Origin of the sequence: Flavobacterium subsaxonicum WB 4.1-42 = DSM 21790 (genome assembly GCF_000422725.1) — a bacterium.
In the GTDB taxonomy this organism is placed as follows: domain Bacteria; phylum Bacteroidota; class Bacteroidia; order Flavobacteriales; family Flavobacteriaceae; genus Flavobacterium; species Flavobacterium subsaxonicum.
This window is the reverse complement of the sequence record NZ_AUGP01000028.1, coordinates 145,024-162,649: the sequence shown is the minus strand read 5'-3', so window position 1 is coordinate 162,649 and position 17,626 is coordinate 145,024. Positions and strand designations below refer to the sequence as shown.

Sequence of the window (17,626 nt, the reverse complement as noted above, 5' to 3'; positions counted from 1 at the left end):
TATATTTAGTCGTTAATGGCATCGTAGATTAGCAGGTTATTTTTTACGATAACTTTTTCGCCCTCTTTTAATCCGGACGATAAGTAGGTAGTATCGTCTAACGCCCTGTAGATGGTAACCTCGCGGGTCTCTACATCGGTTTTAGACTTAAATACCATTACAAAATATTTGTTCTTATCGAACACCACCGCCTGAGACGGCACCGATACAAACTTTTTGGTGTCGGCATAATGTACTGTTACCGTGGCATTCATTTCCGGCTTTAGGGCTACATCGGCGTTAGGCACTTTTATAAGTGCTTTGGCAGCGCGGGTATCAGGATCTATAACATTAAATATCTTGTCTATTTTACCTGTAATTTTTTTATCAGGGTAGGCAATAGTCTGTATGTTTACCTCCTGCCCCTGCTTAATATTTCCCAGGTCGCTTTCGTTTACGTTGGCCAGTACCCAAACATTATCCAGCTTCGCGATGGTAAAAATGGCCTCGTCTCGGTTGCTGATAAGCATTTCGTTAGGGCTAACATCTTTAAACACCACATAGCCGCTAATTGGAGCGTACAGGTTGTAAACCGATCCGCTTTTAAGCCTGTAAATGTTGTTAACCTCCTTCATCCTGCTTTTTTCAGATTTTGCCTTATCCAGTTCTTTTTGAGCCACAACCAGTTCTTTTTCAGAGGCCAGTTTGCCCTCGTACATATCTTTAACGCTTTGCAGGTTACGCTCTGCAATAGACACATTAGCATCGGCATCGGTAGTCTGGCTCTGGTAGCCGGCCACCTCGCTGCTGCGGATGCTTGCCAGCAACTGCCCCTGCTTTACGTAGTCGCCCAGTTCGGCGTTAATGCTAATTACATTACCCCCCACTGCCGGAAACACCTGCGCCATGTTATTATTATCGGCCGTTACTTTACCAAACAGGCGGATCTCGTTCTGTGCAAACTCCGTTTTTGCATCGGCAAAAGTGCTTTCGCCGTACATTTTATCGGTCATTTCAAATTGCTGCTTTACTTCGGCAACTTCTTTCTTTTTCTCGCAGCCGGTTAGCACCAGGGCCGTAATGGCTGTTAGCAGTATATATTTAGATTTTTTCATGGTTTAAAAGTTGTTGGTTCCTGTTACATAATTAATTTGGGCAGCGGCAATAGCAAGCTGTTTCTTAACCCTTTCTACCTCGGTTTGTGCCTCGTTGTACGATTCGAAAAAATCGGCAAACTCGATCATCGATACATTGCCTTTCTGGAAGTTGGAGGTAATACCATTGTACACGGCATCAAAATCCTGGTTAATAAGCTGGCTGATGCGCTTGTACTCGTCTACACTGCGGGTGTAGTTTTGGTAGGCCGCCAGGACCTCGTTCCGGATTTCTAACTCTTTGTACGAAACATTCTGGGTTTGCTGCTGCTGGTTAATTTTTGCCGCCTGTATGTTACCCCTGTTCCTGTCGAAAACCGGCAGCGGTATGGCAAGGCCAACATTATACTGGTTGTTAAAGGCATCGCCCTGTTGGTTGTAGCCTGCGCGCAATGTAACATCGGGTATCAGCATTCGTTTTTGTAACGAAACATTAAGCTTGGCCGACTCTATGCCCAGTTTTGCCTGGTTAAGGTCGGGGCGGTTTTCTAACGATTTATTCAGTACATCGTCATACAGTACGCCTTTATCTGAATACGCATTGGCATCGGCACTGGTGTAAATGGTATTGGTACTGGCCGTTATGCCCAACAGGATATTGAGTTTTTGCTGCTCTTGTATTAGCACGGCGCTTTCTTCGGATTTATCGTTGTTTATTTTTACGTAAACCGATTTTAAGCGTACCAGGTCTTTAAGGGCTATATTATTTTTAGCTACCTGAACCTCGTAGCTGTTAATAAGCGATTGCAGCTTATCCAGCAACTGGTTGTATTTTTCGATAACTTTTTGCTGGTGGTGCAGGGTGTAGAACGAGTCCCAGATTTGTTGCTGCAGGTTGCGGGTAAGGTCGGTAAGCTCGGCTTCAGCCATTTGCTTGTCTAATTTGGCCAGCTCTATTTGCTTACGGCGTTTGCCACCAAGCAATATAAGCTGCTCCAGGCCTGCGGCAAAGTTGCCCTGTTTACCGGTGGGGAAGTAATTATTGTTCTGCGCTTCGTAAGCAATCATATCGGCAGAAATTTCCGGGTTGGGGTATACCTCAGATTGTATTATCTGGGCATCGGCCTTGTTGATGTTGTATTGCTGGGCCAGCAGCAGGAAATTATTTTTAAAAAACAGCTCTTCGGCCTGCTTTATGGTAAGTGTAACCGGCTCAGGAGACTGCGCAACGGCTACTGCCTGGATAAACACAACGGCTATCCAGACAAAGAATTTACTTTTAAATTCCATGATAAAAAATTTTAAATACTATTAAGGGAGAGTGCCTTGCAGCTTAGCCACAAAACATAACAATACCAAAGCCTGCTTTACTGCTGTTGCAATAAAACAAAGGGCTGCCTGTAGCAATTTGCTAAGGCCGGTAATAAATAATAGTATTTAAGCCTCCGGTGGCGGAGAAAAGATATTCACTAAAGGTGAATTGTAGATGGGTTTATGGTAAAAGTCATCGGCAAACACGATCCTGAAATTTTCGGCAACGGCGGCCTTAAATTGTATGGGTTCGTACTGCTCAAATGTCCAGACTACTTTTTTGGCATTAAATTTATGGGTAATTGGCGTTTTAGAGTGATGCTCTGGTATTGCATTTTCAATACACATTACATCCTCTAACACTAACTCTACAACCGAGTCGACCTCGTTAAATTTAGCGTCTACCTTGTTACCTTCAAAAAGGGTGTGGGGGTTATCTATACTAAAGTTTAGTATGTGTAATGCCATAAGCAAACACAACGTGCGACCATTAATATATTTGTTGATAAACTTCATTCCTTTTTTCTGAACTGCAAAAGTATTACATTAAAATGTGATGTAACACAAATCCTGCCAAAAAAGCCAATTTTTATATATTTGTTAAAAATATATTTTACAATTTGGCAATTCCTGTTTTAAGCGCTGCTTTTCGGCGGGTGTAACGGGGTTGCCCGTTAATATTAATGTCCTCAGTTCGGCAAGCTTACCTATATTCCTGGGCATTTCTTTAATGTTATTGTTAGCTAACGACAATAATTGCAGGTTGGCCAAATTGGTAAAACCATCGGGCAAGGCTGCAAGCCTGTTGTTATTAAAGAACACGCTCTTTAAGCTTTTAAGATCGCCGATAGATTGCGGTAGCTCTTTTATATGATTGAATTCTATGTTAAGTTCTTCCAATGCCGGAAATTTTGTCCACTGGGCATCAAACTCGTTAAACTGGTTGTAGCTCAGGTTAAAATTCTTTAGCTTTTTTAGTTTCGAAATTTCCTGCGGCAAAAAACTTAGCTGGTTGTTATCTACAGCAAGTACCTCTAATGCTTTACAGTTGCCAATGGTGGTGGGCAATGCTGTTATAGCATTATAAGAAAGGTGAAGGAAACGCAGCTTTGTTAACTTTCCAATTTCTGAAGGGATGTAGGCAATGGAATTATCGGTAGCATCAAAATTGATAAGCTTGTTTAGGTTGCCAATGCTTTTAGGCAGGTACCTAAGCGCATTAAGCTTAACGGTTAGTACCTCTAATTGCTTCAGCTTAAAAACATCATCTTCTAAAACCTCCAGGTTGTTGCCCATAAGGTTTAAAAAGTGCAGCTGCTGTAAAGTACCCAACTGTTCGGGTAAGTGAAAAACGCCCTGATCTCTTAAATTAAGTTGTGTTGCAGGCTTGGGTGCCGCCAGTGCAGTGGCTACGCTGCCGTAAACCGGCTCTTTTATAGGGTTTGCATTTTGCGCCTGTGCCATAGCGGCCAAAAGGCAAAGGGCAATGGATATTTTTGTTTTCATAAAAAAATTTTAATAGTAAAAAAGGACCGGCAACATGTGCCGATCCTTCTTTTGTATATATACTTTGTAACGTATTAGTTTTTAACCAATTTGTAGCTACCTGATTTATCGCCCACATTAAGTTTGATAAAAAACACCTGGTCGCCCATTAGGTTAGCAAGGTTAAGCTCTATTTTTTGGCCTGCACCTGTAGTCTGGTTTTCTGTATTGTATACTTTTCTACCTAAAAAGTCGTATACCTCTACAACCACTTTCTGGCCTGCCTCTTCGTTAAGCTCTACGGTTATATTACCTTTTGTAGGGTTAGGGTAAAGGGTTACATTATTTAAGCCCGTAACACCATCTACACCTGCAGTTTGCTCTACAACAATATAGTCTGACTTAGTTACTGCTTCGCTGCTGCCTGTTGTATTACTTGCTACAAGGGTAACATTATAAGTACCTGCTGTAGCATACGTAACGGTTGGAGCCGCTGCTGTAGATGTTGCCGGTGTACCACCTTCAAACGTCCATAACCAGCTTGTTGGCGTGTTAGTACTAAGATCTGTAAAGGTTACAACCTGGTTGGTGTTAACTGTTAAATCGTCTGCAAGGAAATCGGCCATTGGGGCATTAGCACCAAGGTCTTTAGCTAAAGAGAACACAACTATAGACGATGAGTTTATGCTAACCTCTGCACCTGTAGCATCTGTTTGCGGCGTGTTACTGCCATTAGGGTGCTGTACAGAGAAGAAACCGTATTTAAAATCGGGTGTAAAAGTTAGGCCTGTAGGCTCTGCACCGGCCGGCATAGAAGAGTGAAGCAATACTTTAGGAGCGCTCTGTACGTGGTCTGGCCTTACAACCCAAATGTAGTTAAGCCCACCATCCTGTAGCATCCATAAGTTACCTTTATCATCAAACGTAAGGTTATCGTTACCATCACCCCAAGGCTCGCTAACCGTACCTGTAGCAGTTTCTATTGGATATGACATACCACCAACAAACGTTTCAAATTCAGATGCGGTAGTACCGTTATCTTTAAACCTGTAAACACGGTTTCTGCCTTTTGCAGCAAAGTATATTTTACCATCTATAGGGCTAATATCGCAATCTTCAACACCGTTAAAGTTAGTACCACCAAGTGTACCTGCTACAGTGTTTAGGTTGTTACGGTCGGCCTGGGTAGTGTTAGGCACCTGTATCCACTCTGCAGTGCTTGAGTTTGGCTCATCGTTAGACAGGCCTAAGTTTAATTTAAGCACATATACCGTACCCGATGTTAAGTCTCCGGCAGTATCGGCTACAAATTTGTAAACACAATGCGTACCACCATCTTCGCCATAATAGCAAGTTTTGTTATCGGCAGCTACAACCACGTTTTCGTGGTTCATACGGCCCATAGCCCAAAGTTTTTCCTGACCGTTACCGTAATCTTTAACAGCAGCAGTAACAGGGTCTATTTCTACCAACCAGCCCACATCCTGGTAGCCATCGCCATTAACATCGCCTGCAGCCGTAGCTTCTTCGGCAGTTATAGATGTACCCCAATGTGTAATACCACCAGAACAGTTTCTGTTAGTTGTAACCAAAGCGGTATTGTAAAGGTCTACTTTTTCTGATGTATCTAACGACCATAACGACTGGGCAGTATCTAAATGCAGGTTTACAATAGAAACACCACCCGGGTTATTTTCGTGGTTAACGGCAAGGCGGCCCTCTTTGCTGCTACCATCTACAGGCAGGTAAGCGCAAAAATCGTGAAGACCAGGCACGGTACCAGAACCATCGGTATACGCATCTCCTTCTTTAAACATAAGCTGGAAACGGTGTTCCTGAGGTATGATAAGATTAGGCGTTTGCGCTGTTGGGTTGATTGATGTAAAGCAACCAAGGTGCTCTTCGTCGCAATTTACAACAAGGCTCGAATCAAAAGCATCCTGAATATACATATCAAATTTAAGATCTGAGCTTTGCCCGTCGCGGTTGTGAATTTCTACCGCTATCCTGTTTACACCCTGTGTAAAAGCAGTTTTAGGCACCTGGTGTACGTAGTACCTGTTCTCATCGGCATCGTTAATAGTAGATGCTGCATTGGTAAGATACGTAACAGCGCCTGTTGGCATGTTATCTCTAAATACCTCTACACCGTTTACATAAACTACAGCACCATCATCTCTTTTAAGTCCGAAATCTACAAACTCGGCCACATTGGCAAGATCGATGTTAATATCTCTTGTAAAGTAAGAGGTAATGTATTTGTTACCAGAATCGGGTCCGAAAGAGATAAGCGTGTTCTGGGCATCGCCGTAGCCAAGTGGCGCAGCACCGCTGGCCCATGCTGTGTTATCGTAAGAGGCAACTTTCCAGGCAACAGCATCAAGGCTGGTACCGTTGTCTAAATACGACCATTGCGAATCTTTACCTAACGGATAGGTTGCAGGGTCTAAAGTAAAAGCGGCAGCGTTAACTTTGGCGGTGGTGTGTAACACTGCTTTGTTAGCTGCTTTTTTTACTTTGTTGGTTTCTGGGGCTTTGGCCTCGGTTGGAGCCGACATTGGCTTAAACAACGGCACGTTGCCCGATACTACCACTGCAAAACTCCACATAGAGAATAGCAGCGATAAAGAAAGTAGGCTTTTTTTCATAATTAGTTTTTGTTTGTAAAATTTTTGTACGCCAAAAGTAATTTGAAAAACATGCCTGCCCCTTAAGCCATTTTTAAAGTATAATTAACGAATTGTAACTCCAAAAGTGAAATATTAAGCCTTTGTTACCCAAAACAGCCTTTAATATATTTATTAATAACATTGCCCAAACAGGTTATTAAACTTTAGCTAAACCGTTTTTTGATAACCGCCTGAAAAACGAGCTACTGCATTGTTAACACCCGCCCCATTAGTAGGATAGCACGTTGGTAAGCGATTTTATAAAGGCTATAAGGTCTTTCTTTTCCTGTTCGGTAAGGTTAAGCGGATCTGGCGAGAGGGTTTGGTTCTTTACATTAATGCCGTAACCTGCGCCACCACCTTTGTTGTAGAACTCTACCACTTCCTCCAGGGTCTTGAAGGCACCGTTATGAAAATAGGGCGCCGTAAGGGCTGCATTTCTTACCGTTGTAGTTTTAAACGACTTCTCGTATATCCAGGCATACTCTGTAAACACCTCGTTATCAAGCCTGCCGTTATCTGCATCCAGGGTTTTACCTTCGGGCATGTTCAGCACGCCCAGTATTTCGCTTTCGTTATCATTATAAAAGGGAGGTACCAAGCCCGAGAAGGTTGGCGAATAATGGCAAGTGGCACAGGCGGCCTTGCCCGCAAACAGGTTAAAGCCCCGTGTAACTTCGGGTGCAATGGTGGGTATTTCGCCACGCATGTATTTATCGAACTCGCTGTTGAATGATTTTAACGATAACACATAAGATGCCAGCGCTTTAGAGAAATTTTGCCTTGTAAGGCTATTTTTGCCAAAAACGGTTTTGAATTTATTGGCGTATTCCGGTTGGCCTTCAAGCTTTTTAATTATGGCGGCGTAGGCGGTGTTAAACTCGTCTTTATTAAAGATAACGTGCTCTGCCTGTTGCTCTAACGTAAAGGCACGCAGGTCGTAAAAATAACGGTCGGCATACACGGCGTTAAGCAATGTGGGGGCGTTGCGCAATACGGTTTTGCCCTGTATGTTGCTAATAGACTTGGCAAAACCATCGCTATAGCCTTTTTCGGGCTGATGGCAGGTGGCACAGCTAACTTTACCATCGTTACTTAGCACAGGATCAAAGAATAAGGCCTTACCTAAAGAGCGCAATTGTGCACTATCCTCACCCTCTTTAAGTTCTGAAAAGAAATACGGGTTTAAAAAGTCTTCCGAAAAAATAGAGTTGCTGCCGGGATTCCATGCGGTGGTTTGCTGCATGTATTCCGACTCTTTATCGTTTTCCAGCCTGCCTAACTGTTTATAAATAGGGTCGATATAGTTTTTAAAAAACGTTACCCTATCAAAATCATCAAAAGAAACAGGCTTTTTAAGTTGCGCTATTGCATTGTTAAACAAGGTAATGGTAGCGACATCGGCGTTTTTGTAATGTTCCTGCAGGTAGCTTAGCATGCCGGTTAAGGAGGCTTCGGTTTCCTGTATGCCGTTAAGCGAACCCGGTGTATCAAACCCCGTTATGCCCATGGTAAAAATTCGCACCAGTTGCAGCCTCATGGCTGTAATGCCGAATTTGCCCGCTTGTTTGTTCTTATCCAAGTCGTTAAAAAGCTGGCCGTAAGTTACCCGCAGTTTTTTGGCCAGTGCGGCTATCTGTACTTTTTCTTCAGAGGCTTCGTCAGAGAATACCAATTCATCTAACACCTGTAAACCGACAGGCACTACCACTTTTGGGCGGGTACCTTCTTTTTCTATCTGCATTAGCGGGGCGCCGTTAATGTTGCCCTTAACATATTCAGGGTAATGGAAAGCGAGGTAGAACTCTATTTTTTTATAGCTGAGCCTTGTGGCGGCCAGTGTATTTTTAAGGGAGTCGGCACTTATCTTGCCCTGCTTAAAGCTTTCGGCGGCGCCATCGAGGGTTATTACGGCTTGGTTAAATTCGTAACTGTAATTGGTTATTACACTGCTGGCAGCATACACCGGTTTAGCCGTAAAAGAAAAAGAAATTACTGCCGCAACACTTAGCACTATAGCCAGTGATGCAGCTTTTAAATATTGAAAAGACATGTTAGTTCGCGTTTTGCGCAAACTTAAACCTCTAATAAAAAATGCGTATTAATTAGGAGTTAAGAAATAGTGAAGGAAAGGACAGCAGCACACCATTCAACGCGAGAGAATTAATTCCCTACGGGAAATTGGTTTGGATTCTATCCGGTTGCTACCGAAATTAAATCGCTACGCGATAGCATAACCTATATACAATAATGGTAATGTTGATAAACAAAAAAGCGCAACCCTAAGGTTACGCCTGTGTGACTGCGGAGGGGTTCGAACCCCCAACCCTCAGAGCCGAAATCTGATATTCTATCCAGTTGAACTACGCAGCCAGTAATGTTGTTTCGGGTTTAAAGTTTAAAGTTTTTTTCCGTTCTGTACGGCAACCTGAAACTTTAAACCCTTAAACTATGCTAATGATTTTTTAACTACTGTAGAAATGGTTTTACCATCGGCGCTGCCGGCAAGCTCTTTAGAGGCTATGCCCATAACTTTGCCCATATCGGCCATGCCGCTAAAGTTGTTATCGGCTATGATTTTTTTAACCACGGCTTCTACTTCTTCTTCGGTTAATTGTGCAGGCAGAAATTTTTCAATTACCGCAGCCTGTTCCAATTCGGGGTCGGCAAGGTCCTGGCGGCCCTGCTCTATGTATATTTTAGCACTGTCTTTACGCTGTTTTACCAGCCTTTGCAGCAGCTTAACTTCGTCTTCTTCAGATATCTCTTGTTTAGCGCCGGTTTCTGTCTGCGCCAGCAATATTGCCGATTTTACAGCCCTTAACGATTCTAACGTAACGGTATCTTTTGCTCTCATGGCCGTTTTTATGGCCTCCATAATATCATTTTGCAAACTCATAGTGTAGTTTTAAATGTGCCAGCGAAGATAAAAAAATAACCCGAAAATACATAGCATTTTCGGGTTAAGGTTCACATTTGTTGGGTTAGTTAATCTACATTGTCATGCAGGAACGAGTTGTTAGAACGCAACTGTAGGTCGTCGTTACTATCCATTCCTAAAGACAAGCGCGATTTACTGTTGTCTACACGGCTATCGTTTAGGTCGATACCCATTCTTTTATATGCGGGCTCCCTTTCAAACTCATCTACTTTAGATGCGTTATTGTGGAATTTATGGTTAAAATCTTTCATTTTCCTTCTGCGCTCTTCGGCCCTTAAGCGTAGTGTATCTTCAATAGTCATATCCATTGGCGATACCGGCTGCTGTGGCTCTGCAGCAATATGCGTAAACTTAGGTGCTTCCGGCTGTACGGGTTGTACCGGCTGCACGGGCTGTGCCGTTTGTACCGGCGCGGCAGACGACCTAAGGGTAAACCTTAATTCTTCCGGCTCTTCTTTTACCGCAGCAGGTTTAGATGTTACCAGTTCGTTCTCTTTTTCAAGGTACTCCTCTAAAGAGTAACGGATAATGCCGGTTTCGTTAAGCTCTGTTACAGGCACAACCTGTACCGGCTCCTGAACGCGTATGTTACGGGTTTCTTCGGTTAGGCTAAACAGTAGTTTTTCTTCGCTTTTAGCATTATCTACAGATAAATCAAACGAAAAAGTAAACTGCTCCTCCTGCTTTTCTACAATTACAAACTCAGGTTCCCTAACTTCAATCTCCCTTACATCCTTAATAACGGGTACTTGTACGGGTGTTGCTTTTACAGGCGAAACGATTTCGAAGAAAACGTCCAGGCTGTTTATGTAATCTGAAGTGGGCAGGGCCTCCGCTTCAGCTATTGGCTTTTTTTCAGATACTTCCTCCTCAAGCGCATACACTATTTTCTCTTCAACAACAGGCTCTTCGGCTTTAGCTTCATGCCTTGTTTCTAAAGGTGCAGAAAAATCAAACGATGGTACCAATGGCCTTTGTGTAAGGTCGCGTACCATTTTCTGGTCTTCTTCAAGAGCGTGAACAATTTTTTTAGGCTCTGTATTAACAATCTCGTTTTGCTGCTCTACGTTAAAGCCGGTAGCAATAATAGTAACTGCAACAGCATCGCCAAGGCTTTCATCTTCGCCAACACCCATAATGATGTTTGCGTTGTGGCCGGCCTCGTTTTGTATGTGGTCGTTAATTTCGCCTATCTCGTCAATCGTAATCTCTGTAGTGCCCGATACAATTAGCAACAGTACGTTTTTAGCGCCTGTAATTTTGTTATCGTTTAATAACGGAGAGTCTAATGCGTTTATAATAGCATCTTTTGCACGGTTATCTCCAGATGCAGTGGCCGATCCCATTATTGCTGTACCACTGTTAGACAGTACCGTTTTGGCATCTTTTAAGTCGATATTCTGGGTGTAGTGGTGTGTAATAACCTCTGCAATACCGCGAGATGCTGTTGCCAACACTTCATCGGCCTTAGAGAACCCTGCTTTAAAGCCAAGGTTACCATATACCTCTCTAAGCTTGTTGTTATTGATAACAATAAGCGAGTCTACCTGTTTTCTTAAACGCTCTACACCTGCCAGTGCCTGGTCTGATCGTACTTTACCTTCAAACTGAAAAGGTATGGTAACAATACCAACGGTAAGGATATCCCTTTCCCTGGCAAGCTGTGCCAATACCGGGGCTGCACCTGTACCGGTACCGCCGCCCATACCTGCTGTTATAAACAACATTTTGGTATTGGTATCGAGCATTTTTTCTATTTCTTCTATACTTTCCAAAGCCGACTGCTGCCCCACTTCGGGGTTTGCGCCGGCGCCAAGGCCCTCGGTTAAGTTAAGGCCAAGCTGTATTTTGTTAGGCACAGGGCTGTTTTGCAAAGCCTGTGCATCTGTATTACAAACTACAAAGTCTACGCCTTTAATTCCCTGTTTAAACATGTGGTTAATAGCATTGCTGCCTCCGCCTCCTACACCAATTACCTTGATCACGTTTGACTGGTTTTTGGGTAGATCAAACGAAATGCTTCCAAATTCTGAGTTCATCATAATCACGGGTTTTTATTCTGCGTTATCTAAAAAATCTTTAATCTTATCTATATACTTATCAAAAAACGACCTTTTAACTTTCTTCTCGGTCGATTCCTGTGTTGCTGTCCTTACAGGTTGTTGTACAGCAACGGTCTCCATTTCCTCTTCTTCATAAACAGGCTCCGGCGTTGGGGCAACCACTGTATTAACCACAGGCTGTGGCCTAACAATGGGCTGCGGCGCTGCCGGTTTTTGCAGCTCTACCAACGGCGTTGCGCTGCGGGTGTTGTTACGAAGGCTGTTCATTACCAAGCCTACCGCCGTGGCGTAAAGTGGGCTCGAAATTTCTTCGTTACTGTTGCCTGCCAAATGCTCGTTAGGGTAGCCAATGCGGGTGTCCATACCGGTAATGTACTCTACCAGCTGCTTAATGTGCTGTAGCTGTGCGCCACCGCCTGTAAGCACTATGCCGGCAATAAGTTTTTTACGCGGGTCTTCGTGCCCGTATGCTTTTATCTCTGCAAATACCTGCTCTATAATTTCTACCACGCGGGCGTGGATGATTTTAGAAAGGTTTTTAAGCGATATCTCTTTTGGCTCACGTCCCCTTAAACCGGGTATTGATACAATTTCGTTATCCTTATTTTCGCCCGGCCATGCCGACCCGAATTTTACCTTAAGCAGTTCTGCCTGTTTTTCTATAATAGAGCATCCTTCTTTAATATCTTCCGTAATAACGTTGCCGCCAAACGGTATTACTGCCGTATGGCGAATGATGCCGTCTTTAAATATGGCAAGGTCTGTAGTACCGCCACCTATATCGATAAGCGCTACACCGGCCTCTTTTTCTTCCTGGCTTAATACGGCATCTGCCGAAGCCAATGGCTCCAGCGTAAGGCCTGATAAATCTAAGCCCGAACTTTTAATGCAACGGCCCACGTTACGGATGGATGATGCCTGCCCCACTACTACGTGAAAGCTGCTCTCTAACCTGCCGCCGTACATGCCTATTGGCTCTTTTATTTCGTTTTGCCCATCAATCTTAAATTCCTGCGGCAATACATGTATAATTTCTTCGCCCGGTAACATAGCCAGTTTGTGCACCTGGTTAATAAGCATATCAATATCGGCATCGCCAATTACCTCTTCAGGATTGTTCCTGCTAATGTAATCGCTGTGCTGAATACTGCGGATGTGCTGCCCGGCTATGCCCACAACAACATCGTTTATTTTATAGCCTGAATTAGACTCTGCTTCCTGTATGGCATCCTGAATAGACTGAATGGTTTGGGTAATGTTGTTTACAACACCCCTTGCCACACCAAGGCTTTTAGATTTACCTACACCAAGGATCTCCAGTTTTCCATACTCATTTTTCTTGCCTATCATGACAACAATCTTTGTTGTCCCGATATCTAAACCAACTGCAATGCTGTCTTTTTCCATAACCTCTATTTTTTGGTGCACACTACCTGTTGTGTAAACTTCAGGTTAATTGTTTTGTAATTTGTAATCAATGTATCTCTAACGGCATCCTGTAAAAATGCTTTATAGTTTTTAAACTTTTTGTCGATGTTAATTGGCGCGCCAAACATAATCTCATAATCATAGCCCCTGCTTTGCATTACTATGTTGCCACCCGGCAAAACACTAAGCCCAATGATGTTCTTTTTTAAAAAATTATCATCATAAATATAATCCAGCAGCTCGTGCAATTTTTTGGCGTTGGTTTTAGCAATATCGCCGGTAACCAATGGCACCCTTGCCGTTTCGTTATCCGATAGCGGCATTTTGCCCCCTTTGTGATCCAGGTAATACGATTGCGACCCCGAAAAAATTCTTGCAACGGGTTTTCGCTGCGTAACAATCGCTTTTAATTTTCCGTCTACGGTAGCATAAACCTCTGCTCTCTCGACCATAGGGTTTTTACCGATACTTTTTTCCACCTTATTCAAATCTAATTTATCTTTTTGAATACCTGTTATGGAGCCAAAATTTTGTATCAACAACTTATTAACTATCTCCTTAGTAATAAAATTCTCACTATCAGTAAATTCCACTTCGGCCTGTGTCATCATTCTTTCTGCATTGCGTTTAGACGAGAAAGAATACAGGAAAATAACGATGCCTAAAATAAGCACCAATCTTACGTTGTTCCAGTTAATTTTTTTCATCTAAAATGCGTTTAATATCGGGTACCATTTCGCCTATATCGCCGGCCCCAATAGTTACAATAACGGTGGCATCGGTAACTTTTAATAAGCCCGCAACATCGGTTTTTTCAACCAGTTTTTTGTTGGGGTTTTGTATCATATCCAACAGCCATTTGCTGGTAACGCCCTCTATAGGCTGCTCCCTGGCCGGGTAAATATCTAACAATGCAATATTTTCAAATTGCGACAGGCTCCTGGCAAAACCATCGGCAAAATCGCGGGTGCGGCTGTACAAATGCGGCTGAAATATAGCGAGTACCTTATCGTTAGGGTACAGCTCTGTAACCGCCTGGTACACCGCATCAATCTCGGTTGGGTGGTGTGCATAATCATCTACATACACCAATCCCGGTTTTTTTATCTGGTACGAAAACCTGCGCCTTACCCCCTGGAACGACTCTAATGCCTTAGCAATATCAGCCGAAGCCACACCGTAGGTTTTAGCCATAGCCAGCGCCAGCATGGCGTTGGTAAGGTTGTGCCTGCCCGGAAGGCCAAAACGCAAATTGGTAATGGTCTCTGTAGGCGTAACGGCATCAAAAACATACCAGCCGTTTTCTATACGGATATTTTCTGCAGAGAACTGCCCGCTGTTAACCCCCACGGTTATTCCTTTCAGCGGGAGCCCTCCCGTTATAAACAAATGCTCTTTATCTTCTACCTTATCTGCAAACTCCCTGAACGAGGCCTCTATAGAAGCCGTATCGCCATAGATATCCAAATGGTCGGCATCCATAGATGTAATGCAGGCAATATTGGGGTGCAGGTGTAAAAACGACCTGTCGAACTCATCGGCCTCGGCTACGGTAACCGTCTTGCCGCTGCCTATCAGGTTGGTGTTGTAACCCTCTACAATGCCGCCTAAAAAGGCCGTAACATCTACACCGCTCTGGTACAGTATATGCCCCAAAATGCTCGATGTGGTAGTTTTGCCATGCGTGCCCGCAACAGCAAAGCAAAACGTATCTTTAGTAATGATACCCAGCACCTCGGCACGTTTTTTAACCTCGAAACCGTTTTGCAGAAAATAATTCCACTGCAGGTGGTTTTTAGGCACTGCCGGCGTTACTACAACCAGGGTATTTTCTTTATTAAGAAATTCTAAAGCAACAAGCTCCAGTTTATCATCAAAATGGATGCTTACGCCTTCGGCCTTTAGCTCATCGGTAAGATGGGTAGGCGTTTTATCGTAGCCCGCAACATTTTTGCCTATAAATTTAAAATAGCGGGCCAGGGCACTCATCCCTATGCCGCCAATTCCTATAAAATAGACATTATGTATTTGGTTTAATTCCATTTGTTTTTATTAGGTTCTTAGTTGCTTAGTTGGTAAGGTACTTAGATTTTAACCCGGATTCTTACAATTTAACAACTACAATTTTTTCAGTCAGCCCTTTAGATCCTTAGTTCTTCAGCAACTTTACTATCTCTTCAACAATATCTTTTGTGGCGTTTACTTTTGCCATCTTTTTAATGTTCTCTGCCAGTTTGGTTTGCTTGTCGATATTGCTTAGCAAATCGGCAAATACGGGCTGAAACTGTGTATCCAGCTGTACCTCTTTTAGCATTAGCGCACCGCCTTTATCTACAATGGCCTGTGCGTTTTTTGCCTGGTGGTCTTCGGCTACGTTGGGTGATGGTATAAACAATACCGGCTTGCCCACAATACATAACTCTGACACTGATGATGCGCCTGAGCGCGATATAACCACATCGGCAGCGGCGTATACTAAATCCATCCTGTCTATAAACGACAGCACCTGTACACCCTCTTTATCGCCATAGTGCCGGTATTCTTCAAAATAAAATTTACCACACTGCCATATTATCTGTACGCCCTGTGCCTGTAGCCATGAAAGCTCTTTGGCAATAAGCTGGTTAATGCGCCTTGAGCCTAAGCTGCCGCCCAATACCAGTAACGTTCTTTTAGCAGGGTCCAGGTTAAAGCGGTTTAGCGCATCTTCTCTGTTATCCTCGGTATTAATAAGGTCCTGGCGCACCGGGTTACCTGTAAACACTATTTTTTGTGCGGGAAAAAACCTCTCCAGGTTATCGTAAGCCACACATATTTTATTCGCTTTTTTAGACAGCCACTTGTTGGTAATGCCCGGAAACGAATTTTGCTCCTGTATTACCGTTGGCACTCCCAGTCCGGATGCTGCCCTTAACAACGGCCCGCTTGCAAAACCACCGGTACCTATAACCACATCGGGCTTAAAGTTTTTTACTATTTTGCGCGACTTAACCAGGCTGCTCATTAGCTTTAGCGGAAACAATGCATTATCTAACGTAAGCCTGCGCTGTATGCCTGCTATCCAAAGGCCTGTTATTTTGTAGCCTGCCTGTGGCACCTTTTGCATTTCCATCTTATCGCTGGCACCTACAAAAAGTATCTCGCTATCCGGAAAACGCTCTTTTAACTCATTAGCAATAGCAATAGCCGGGTAAATATGCCCGCCTGTACCGCCACCGCTTAATATGAATTTTTTTTGAGCCATTTCTTTTTATAGGTTCTTAGAAGCTTAGGTTCTTAGCTACTTAGTACCTCTCTATCCTATTATCTATTGTCTTACGTCTATCCTCTTCAATCTTAACTTACTTGCCAAACACCGCACTCATGGGGTTAACCGATGTATCTTCTACAGAGTAGGCTGCGGGTTGTTCCAGTCCAAGGGCTTCGGCTTCTTCACGTTGCTTTTCCCTTAAAATGTGTTCGTCTATTAGTTGTTGCAGGGCAGCTTCGCGTTCTTCTTTCTCGGCCAGTTCCTGCGCTATTTCTTCTTCTTTCTTAGTTACACTTATTATAATGCCTATAGAGATACACGTCATCCAGATCGAGCTACCACCACTACTTATAAGCGGAAGTGTTTGCCCCGTTACCGGAAGCAGCTCTACCGCTACGCCCATGTTAATAAGCGCCTGGAAGATGATGGGAAACCCGAGGCCTACTATTAGCAGTTTACCAAAAAGCGACTTGGCCTTATGTGCCGATACCAGAAACCTAAAAAACAGTATTAGGTACAGGCCCATTACGGCAAGGCCACCTATAAGGCCATATTCTTCTACTATAATGGCAAAAATAAAATCGGATGACGATTGCGGTAAAAAGTTCTTCTGGATACTCTTGCCCGGCCCCACACCATATACCATACCGGTTGCTATGGCTATTTTGGCTTTTTCTATCTGGTAATCGTCTTCGTTAGGGCGGTTATCAAAAAAGCTGTCTAATCGGCTCATCCAGGTGTCTACCCTATTGGGCATGGCATCCGGAAATGCCTTTGCAAACAGCACGAACAATACCAGCATGGTTATACCCATACCTATTATTGCCCCTAAATACCTAAGCGGATACCTGCCTACAAATACCAGCATGCACACCATAGAAAATATAAGCGCCGCGGTACTAAAGTTGGCGGGTAATATTAGCGCCAGTATTACAAATACCGGAACCCACAGCTCAAACAACGACGATTTGAATGTTATTTCTTTATCCTGCATTTTAGCCAGGTAGCGCGCCACATAGATCATTAACACAATCATGGCTAATGATGATGTCTGGAAGGTTACCCCAATAAACGGTACCTTGATCCATCGGCTGGCATTGGCACCATCTATAACCGTGCCCTGAAAAAACGTGTACACCAACAGTACCGCCACTACCGGCAATGCCAGTTGACTAAGGCCCCTGTAATAATGGTACGGCACTTTGTGCACCAGGTATATTAACCCAAAACCTATAAATATATGAACGAGGTGTTTAACCAGATACCCTATTGTAGAGCCCTTGCCTATCACATACACAAGGTTGGTACTTGCGCTAAAAACCGGCATGAACGAGATAAGGGCCAGTAGCATTACAAACGACCAGATACCTTTGTCTCCTTTTAGGTTATTGATTAATTCTTTCATT

Annotated in this window: 13 protein-coding genes and 1 tRNA gene; all 14 read right to left on the bottom strand. The window is 43.5% G+C overall.

Annotation, left to right across the window (positions count from 1 at the left end; genetic code table 11):
- Nucleotides 1-5 precede the first annotated feature (5 nt).
- Nucleotides 6-1,094 (bottom strand): efflux RND transporter periplasmic adaptor subunit, encoded by a 1,089-nt coding sequence (locus tag G509_RS0109670; RefSeq protein ID WP_026991345.1) that lies wholly within the window; start codon nucleotides 1,092-1,094, stop codon nucleotides 6-8.
- A 3-nt stretch (nucleotides 1,095-1,097) separates the two neighbouring features.
- A complete protein-coding gene (locus G509_RS0109665; RefSeq protein WP_035738807.1) occupies nucleotides 1,098-2,363 on the bottom strand; it encodes a TolC family protein in 1,266 nt (421 codons plus the stop codon).
- A gap of 147 nt (nucleotides 2,364-2,510) precedes the next feature.
- The gene (locus tag G509_RS0109660; RefSeq protein WP_026991343.1) at nucleotides 2,511-2,900 is read right to left on the bottom strand and encodes a hypothetical protein; all 390 of its coding nucleotides are present in this window, start codon (nucleotides 2,898-2,900) and stop codon (nucleotides 2,511-2,513) included.
- Between the two features lie 84 nt (nucleotides 2,901-2,984).
- Nucleotides 2,985-3,890, bottom strand: a complete 906-nt coding sequence (locus G509_RS21805) for a leucine-rich repeat domain-containing protein (protein WP_051200102.1) — start codon at nucleotides 3,888-3,890, stop codon at nucleotides 2,985-2,987.
- A 74-nt stretch (nucleotides 3,891-3,964) separates the two neighbouring features.
- Nucleotides 3,965-6,517, bottom strand: a complete 2,553-nt coding sequence (locus tag G509_RS21800; RefSeq protein ID WP_051200100.1) for an alkaline phosphatase PhoX — start codon at nucleotides 6,515-6,517, stop codon at nucleotides 3,965-3,967.
- A 250-nt stretch (nucleotides 6,518-6,767) separates the two neighbouring features.
- Nucleotides 6,768-8,591, bottom strand: coding sequence for a cytochrome-c peroxidase (locus G509_RS0109645; RefSeq protein WP_026991342.1), 1,824 nt, complete (start codon nucleotides 8,589-8,591; stop codon nucleotides 6,768-6,770).
- A 246-nt stretch (nucleotides 8,592-8,837) separates the two neighbouring features.
- Nucleotides 8,838-8,911, bottom strand: a tRNA-Arg gene (locus G509_RS0109640).
- Nucleotides 8,912-8,987: 76 nt separating this feature from the next.
- Nucleotides 8,988-9,437, bottom strand: coding sequence for a GatB/YqeY domain-containing protein (locus tag G509_RS0109635; RefSeq protein WP_026991341.1), 450 nt, complete (start codon nucleotides 9,435-9,437; stop codon nucleotides 8,988-8,990).
- Between the two features lie 89 nt (nucleotides 9,438-9,526).
- The gene (gene ftsZ / locus G509_RS0109630; RefSeq protein ID WP_035738806.1) at nucleotides 9,527-11,521 is read right to left on the bottom strand and encodes a cell division protein FtsZ; all 1,995 of its coding nucleotides are present in this window, start codon (nucleotides 11,519-11,521) and stop codon (nucleotides 9,527-9,529) included.
- A gap of 12 nt (nucleotides 11,522-11,533) precedes the next feature.
- On the bottom strand, nucleotides 11,534-12,949 hold the full coding sequence (gene ftsA / locus G509_RS0109625; protein WP_026991339.1) for a cell division protein FtsA: 1,416 nt from the start codon (nucleotides 12,947-12,949) through the stop codon (nucleotides 11,534-11,536).
- 5 nt (nucleotides 12,950-12,954) lie between these two features.
- The gene (locus tag G509_RS0109620) at nucleotides 12,955-13,677 is read right to left on the bottom strand and encodes a cell division protein FtsQ/DivIB (RefSeq protein ID WP_026991338.1); all 723 of its coding nucleotides are present in this window, start codon (nucleotides 13,675-13,677) and stop codon (nucleotides 12,955-12,957) included.
- Nucleotides 13,664-15,013, bottom strand: coding sequence for a UDP-N-acetylmuramate--L-alanine ligase (gene murC, locus G509_RS0109615; RefSeq protein WP_026991337.1), 1,350 nt, complete (start codon nucleotides 15,011-15,013; stop codon nucleotides 13,664-13,666). The genes G509_RS0109620 and murC overlap by 14 nt, the downstream gene beginning before the upstream one ends.
- 106 nt (nucleotides 15,014-15,119) lie before the next feature.
- A complete protein-coding gene (murG, locus tag G509_RS0109610; RefSeq protein WP_026991336.1) occupies nucleotides 15,120-16,214 on the bottom strand; it encodes an undecaprenyldiphospho-muramoylpentapeptide beta-N-acetylglucosaminyltransferase in 1,095 nt (364 codons plus the stop codon).
- A 97-nt stretch (nucleotides 16,215-16,311) separates the two neighbouring features.
- The gene (locus G509_RS0109605; RefSeq protein WP_026991335.1) at nucleotides 16,312-17,625 is read right to left on the bottom strand and encodes an FtsW/RodA/SpoVE family cell cycle protein; all 1,314 of its coding nucleotides are present in this window, start codon (nucleotides 17,623-17,625) and stop codon (nucleotides 16,312-16,314) included.
- Nucleotide 17,626: the final 1 nt, after the last annotated feature.

Excerpts from the sequence above, each read along its gene's own strand:
- G509_RS21805 (WP_051200102.1), bottom strand. The coding sequence starts at position 3,890 with ATGAAAACAAAAATATCCATTGCCCTTTGCCTTTTGGCCGCTATGGCA.
- ftsA (WP_026991339.1), bottom strand. The coding sequence starts at position 12,949 with ATGGAAAAAGACAGCATTGCAGTTGGTTTAGATATCGGGACAACAAAG.
- murG (WP_026991336.1), bottom strand. The coding sequence starts at position 16,214 with ATGGCTCAAAAAAAATTCATATTAAGCGGTGGCGGTACAGGCGGGCAT.
- murC (WP_026991337.1), bottom strand. The coding sequence starts at position 15,013 with ATGGAATTAAACCAAATACATAATGTCTATTTTATAGGAATTGGCGGC.
- G509_RS0109660 (WP_026991343.1), bottom strand. The coding sequence starts at position 2,900 with ATGAAGTTTATCAACAAATATATTAATGGTCGCACGTTGTGTTTGCTT.
- G509_RS0109670 (WP_026991345.1), bottom strand. The coding sequence starts at position 1,094 with ATGAAAAAATCTAAATATATACTGCTAACAGCCATTACGGCCCTGGTG.
- ftsZ (WP_035738806.1), bottom strand. The coding sequence starts at position 11,521 with ATGATGAACTCAGAATTTGGAAGCATTTCGTTTGATCTACCCAAAAAC.
- G509_RS0109665 (WP_035738807.1), bottom strand. The coding sequence starts at position 2,363 with ATGGAATTTAAAAGTAAATTCTTTGTCTGGATAGCCGTTGTGTTTATC.
- G509_RS21800 (WP_051200100.1), bottom strand. The coding sequence starts at position 6,517 with ATGAAAAAAAGCCTACTTTCTTTATCGCTGCTATTCTCTATGTGGAGT.
- G509_RS0109620 (WP_026991338.1), bottom strand. The coding sequence starts at position 13,677 with ATGAAAAAAATTAACTGGAACAACGTAAGATTGGTGCTTATTTTAGGC.
- G509_RS0109645 (WP_026991342.1), bottom strand. The coding sequence starts at position 8,591 with ATGTCTTTTCAATATTTAAAAGCTGCATCACTGGCTATAGTGCTAAGT.
- G509_RS0109605 (WP_026991335.1), bottom strand. The coding sequence starts at position 17,625 with ATGAAAGAATTAATCAATAACCTAAAAGGAGACAAAGGTATCTGGTCG.
- G509_RS0109635 (WP_026991341.1), bottom strand. The coding sequence starts at position 9,437 with ATGAGTTTGCAAAATGATATTATGGAGGCCATAAAAACGGCCATGAGA.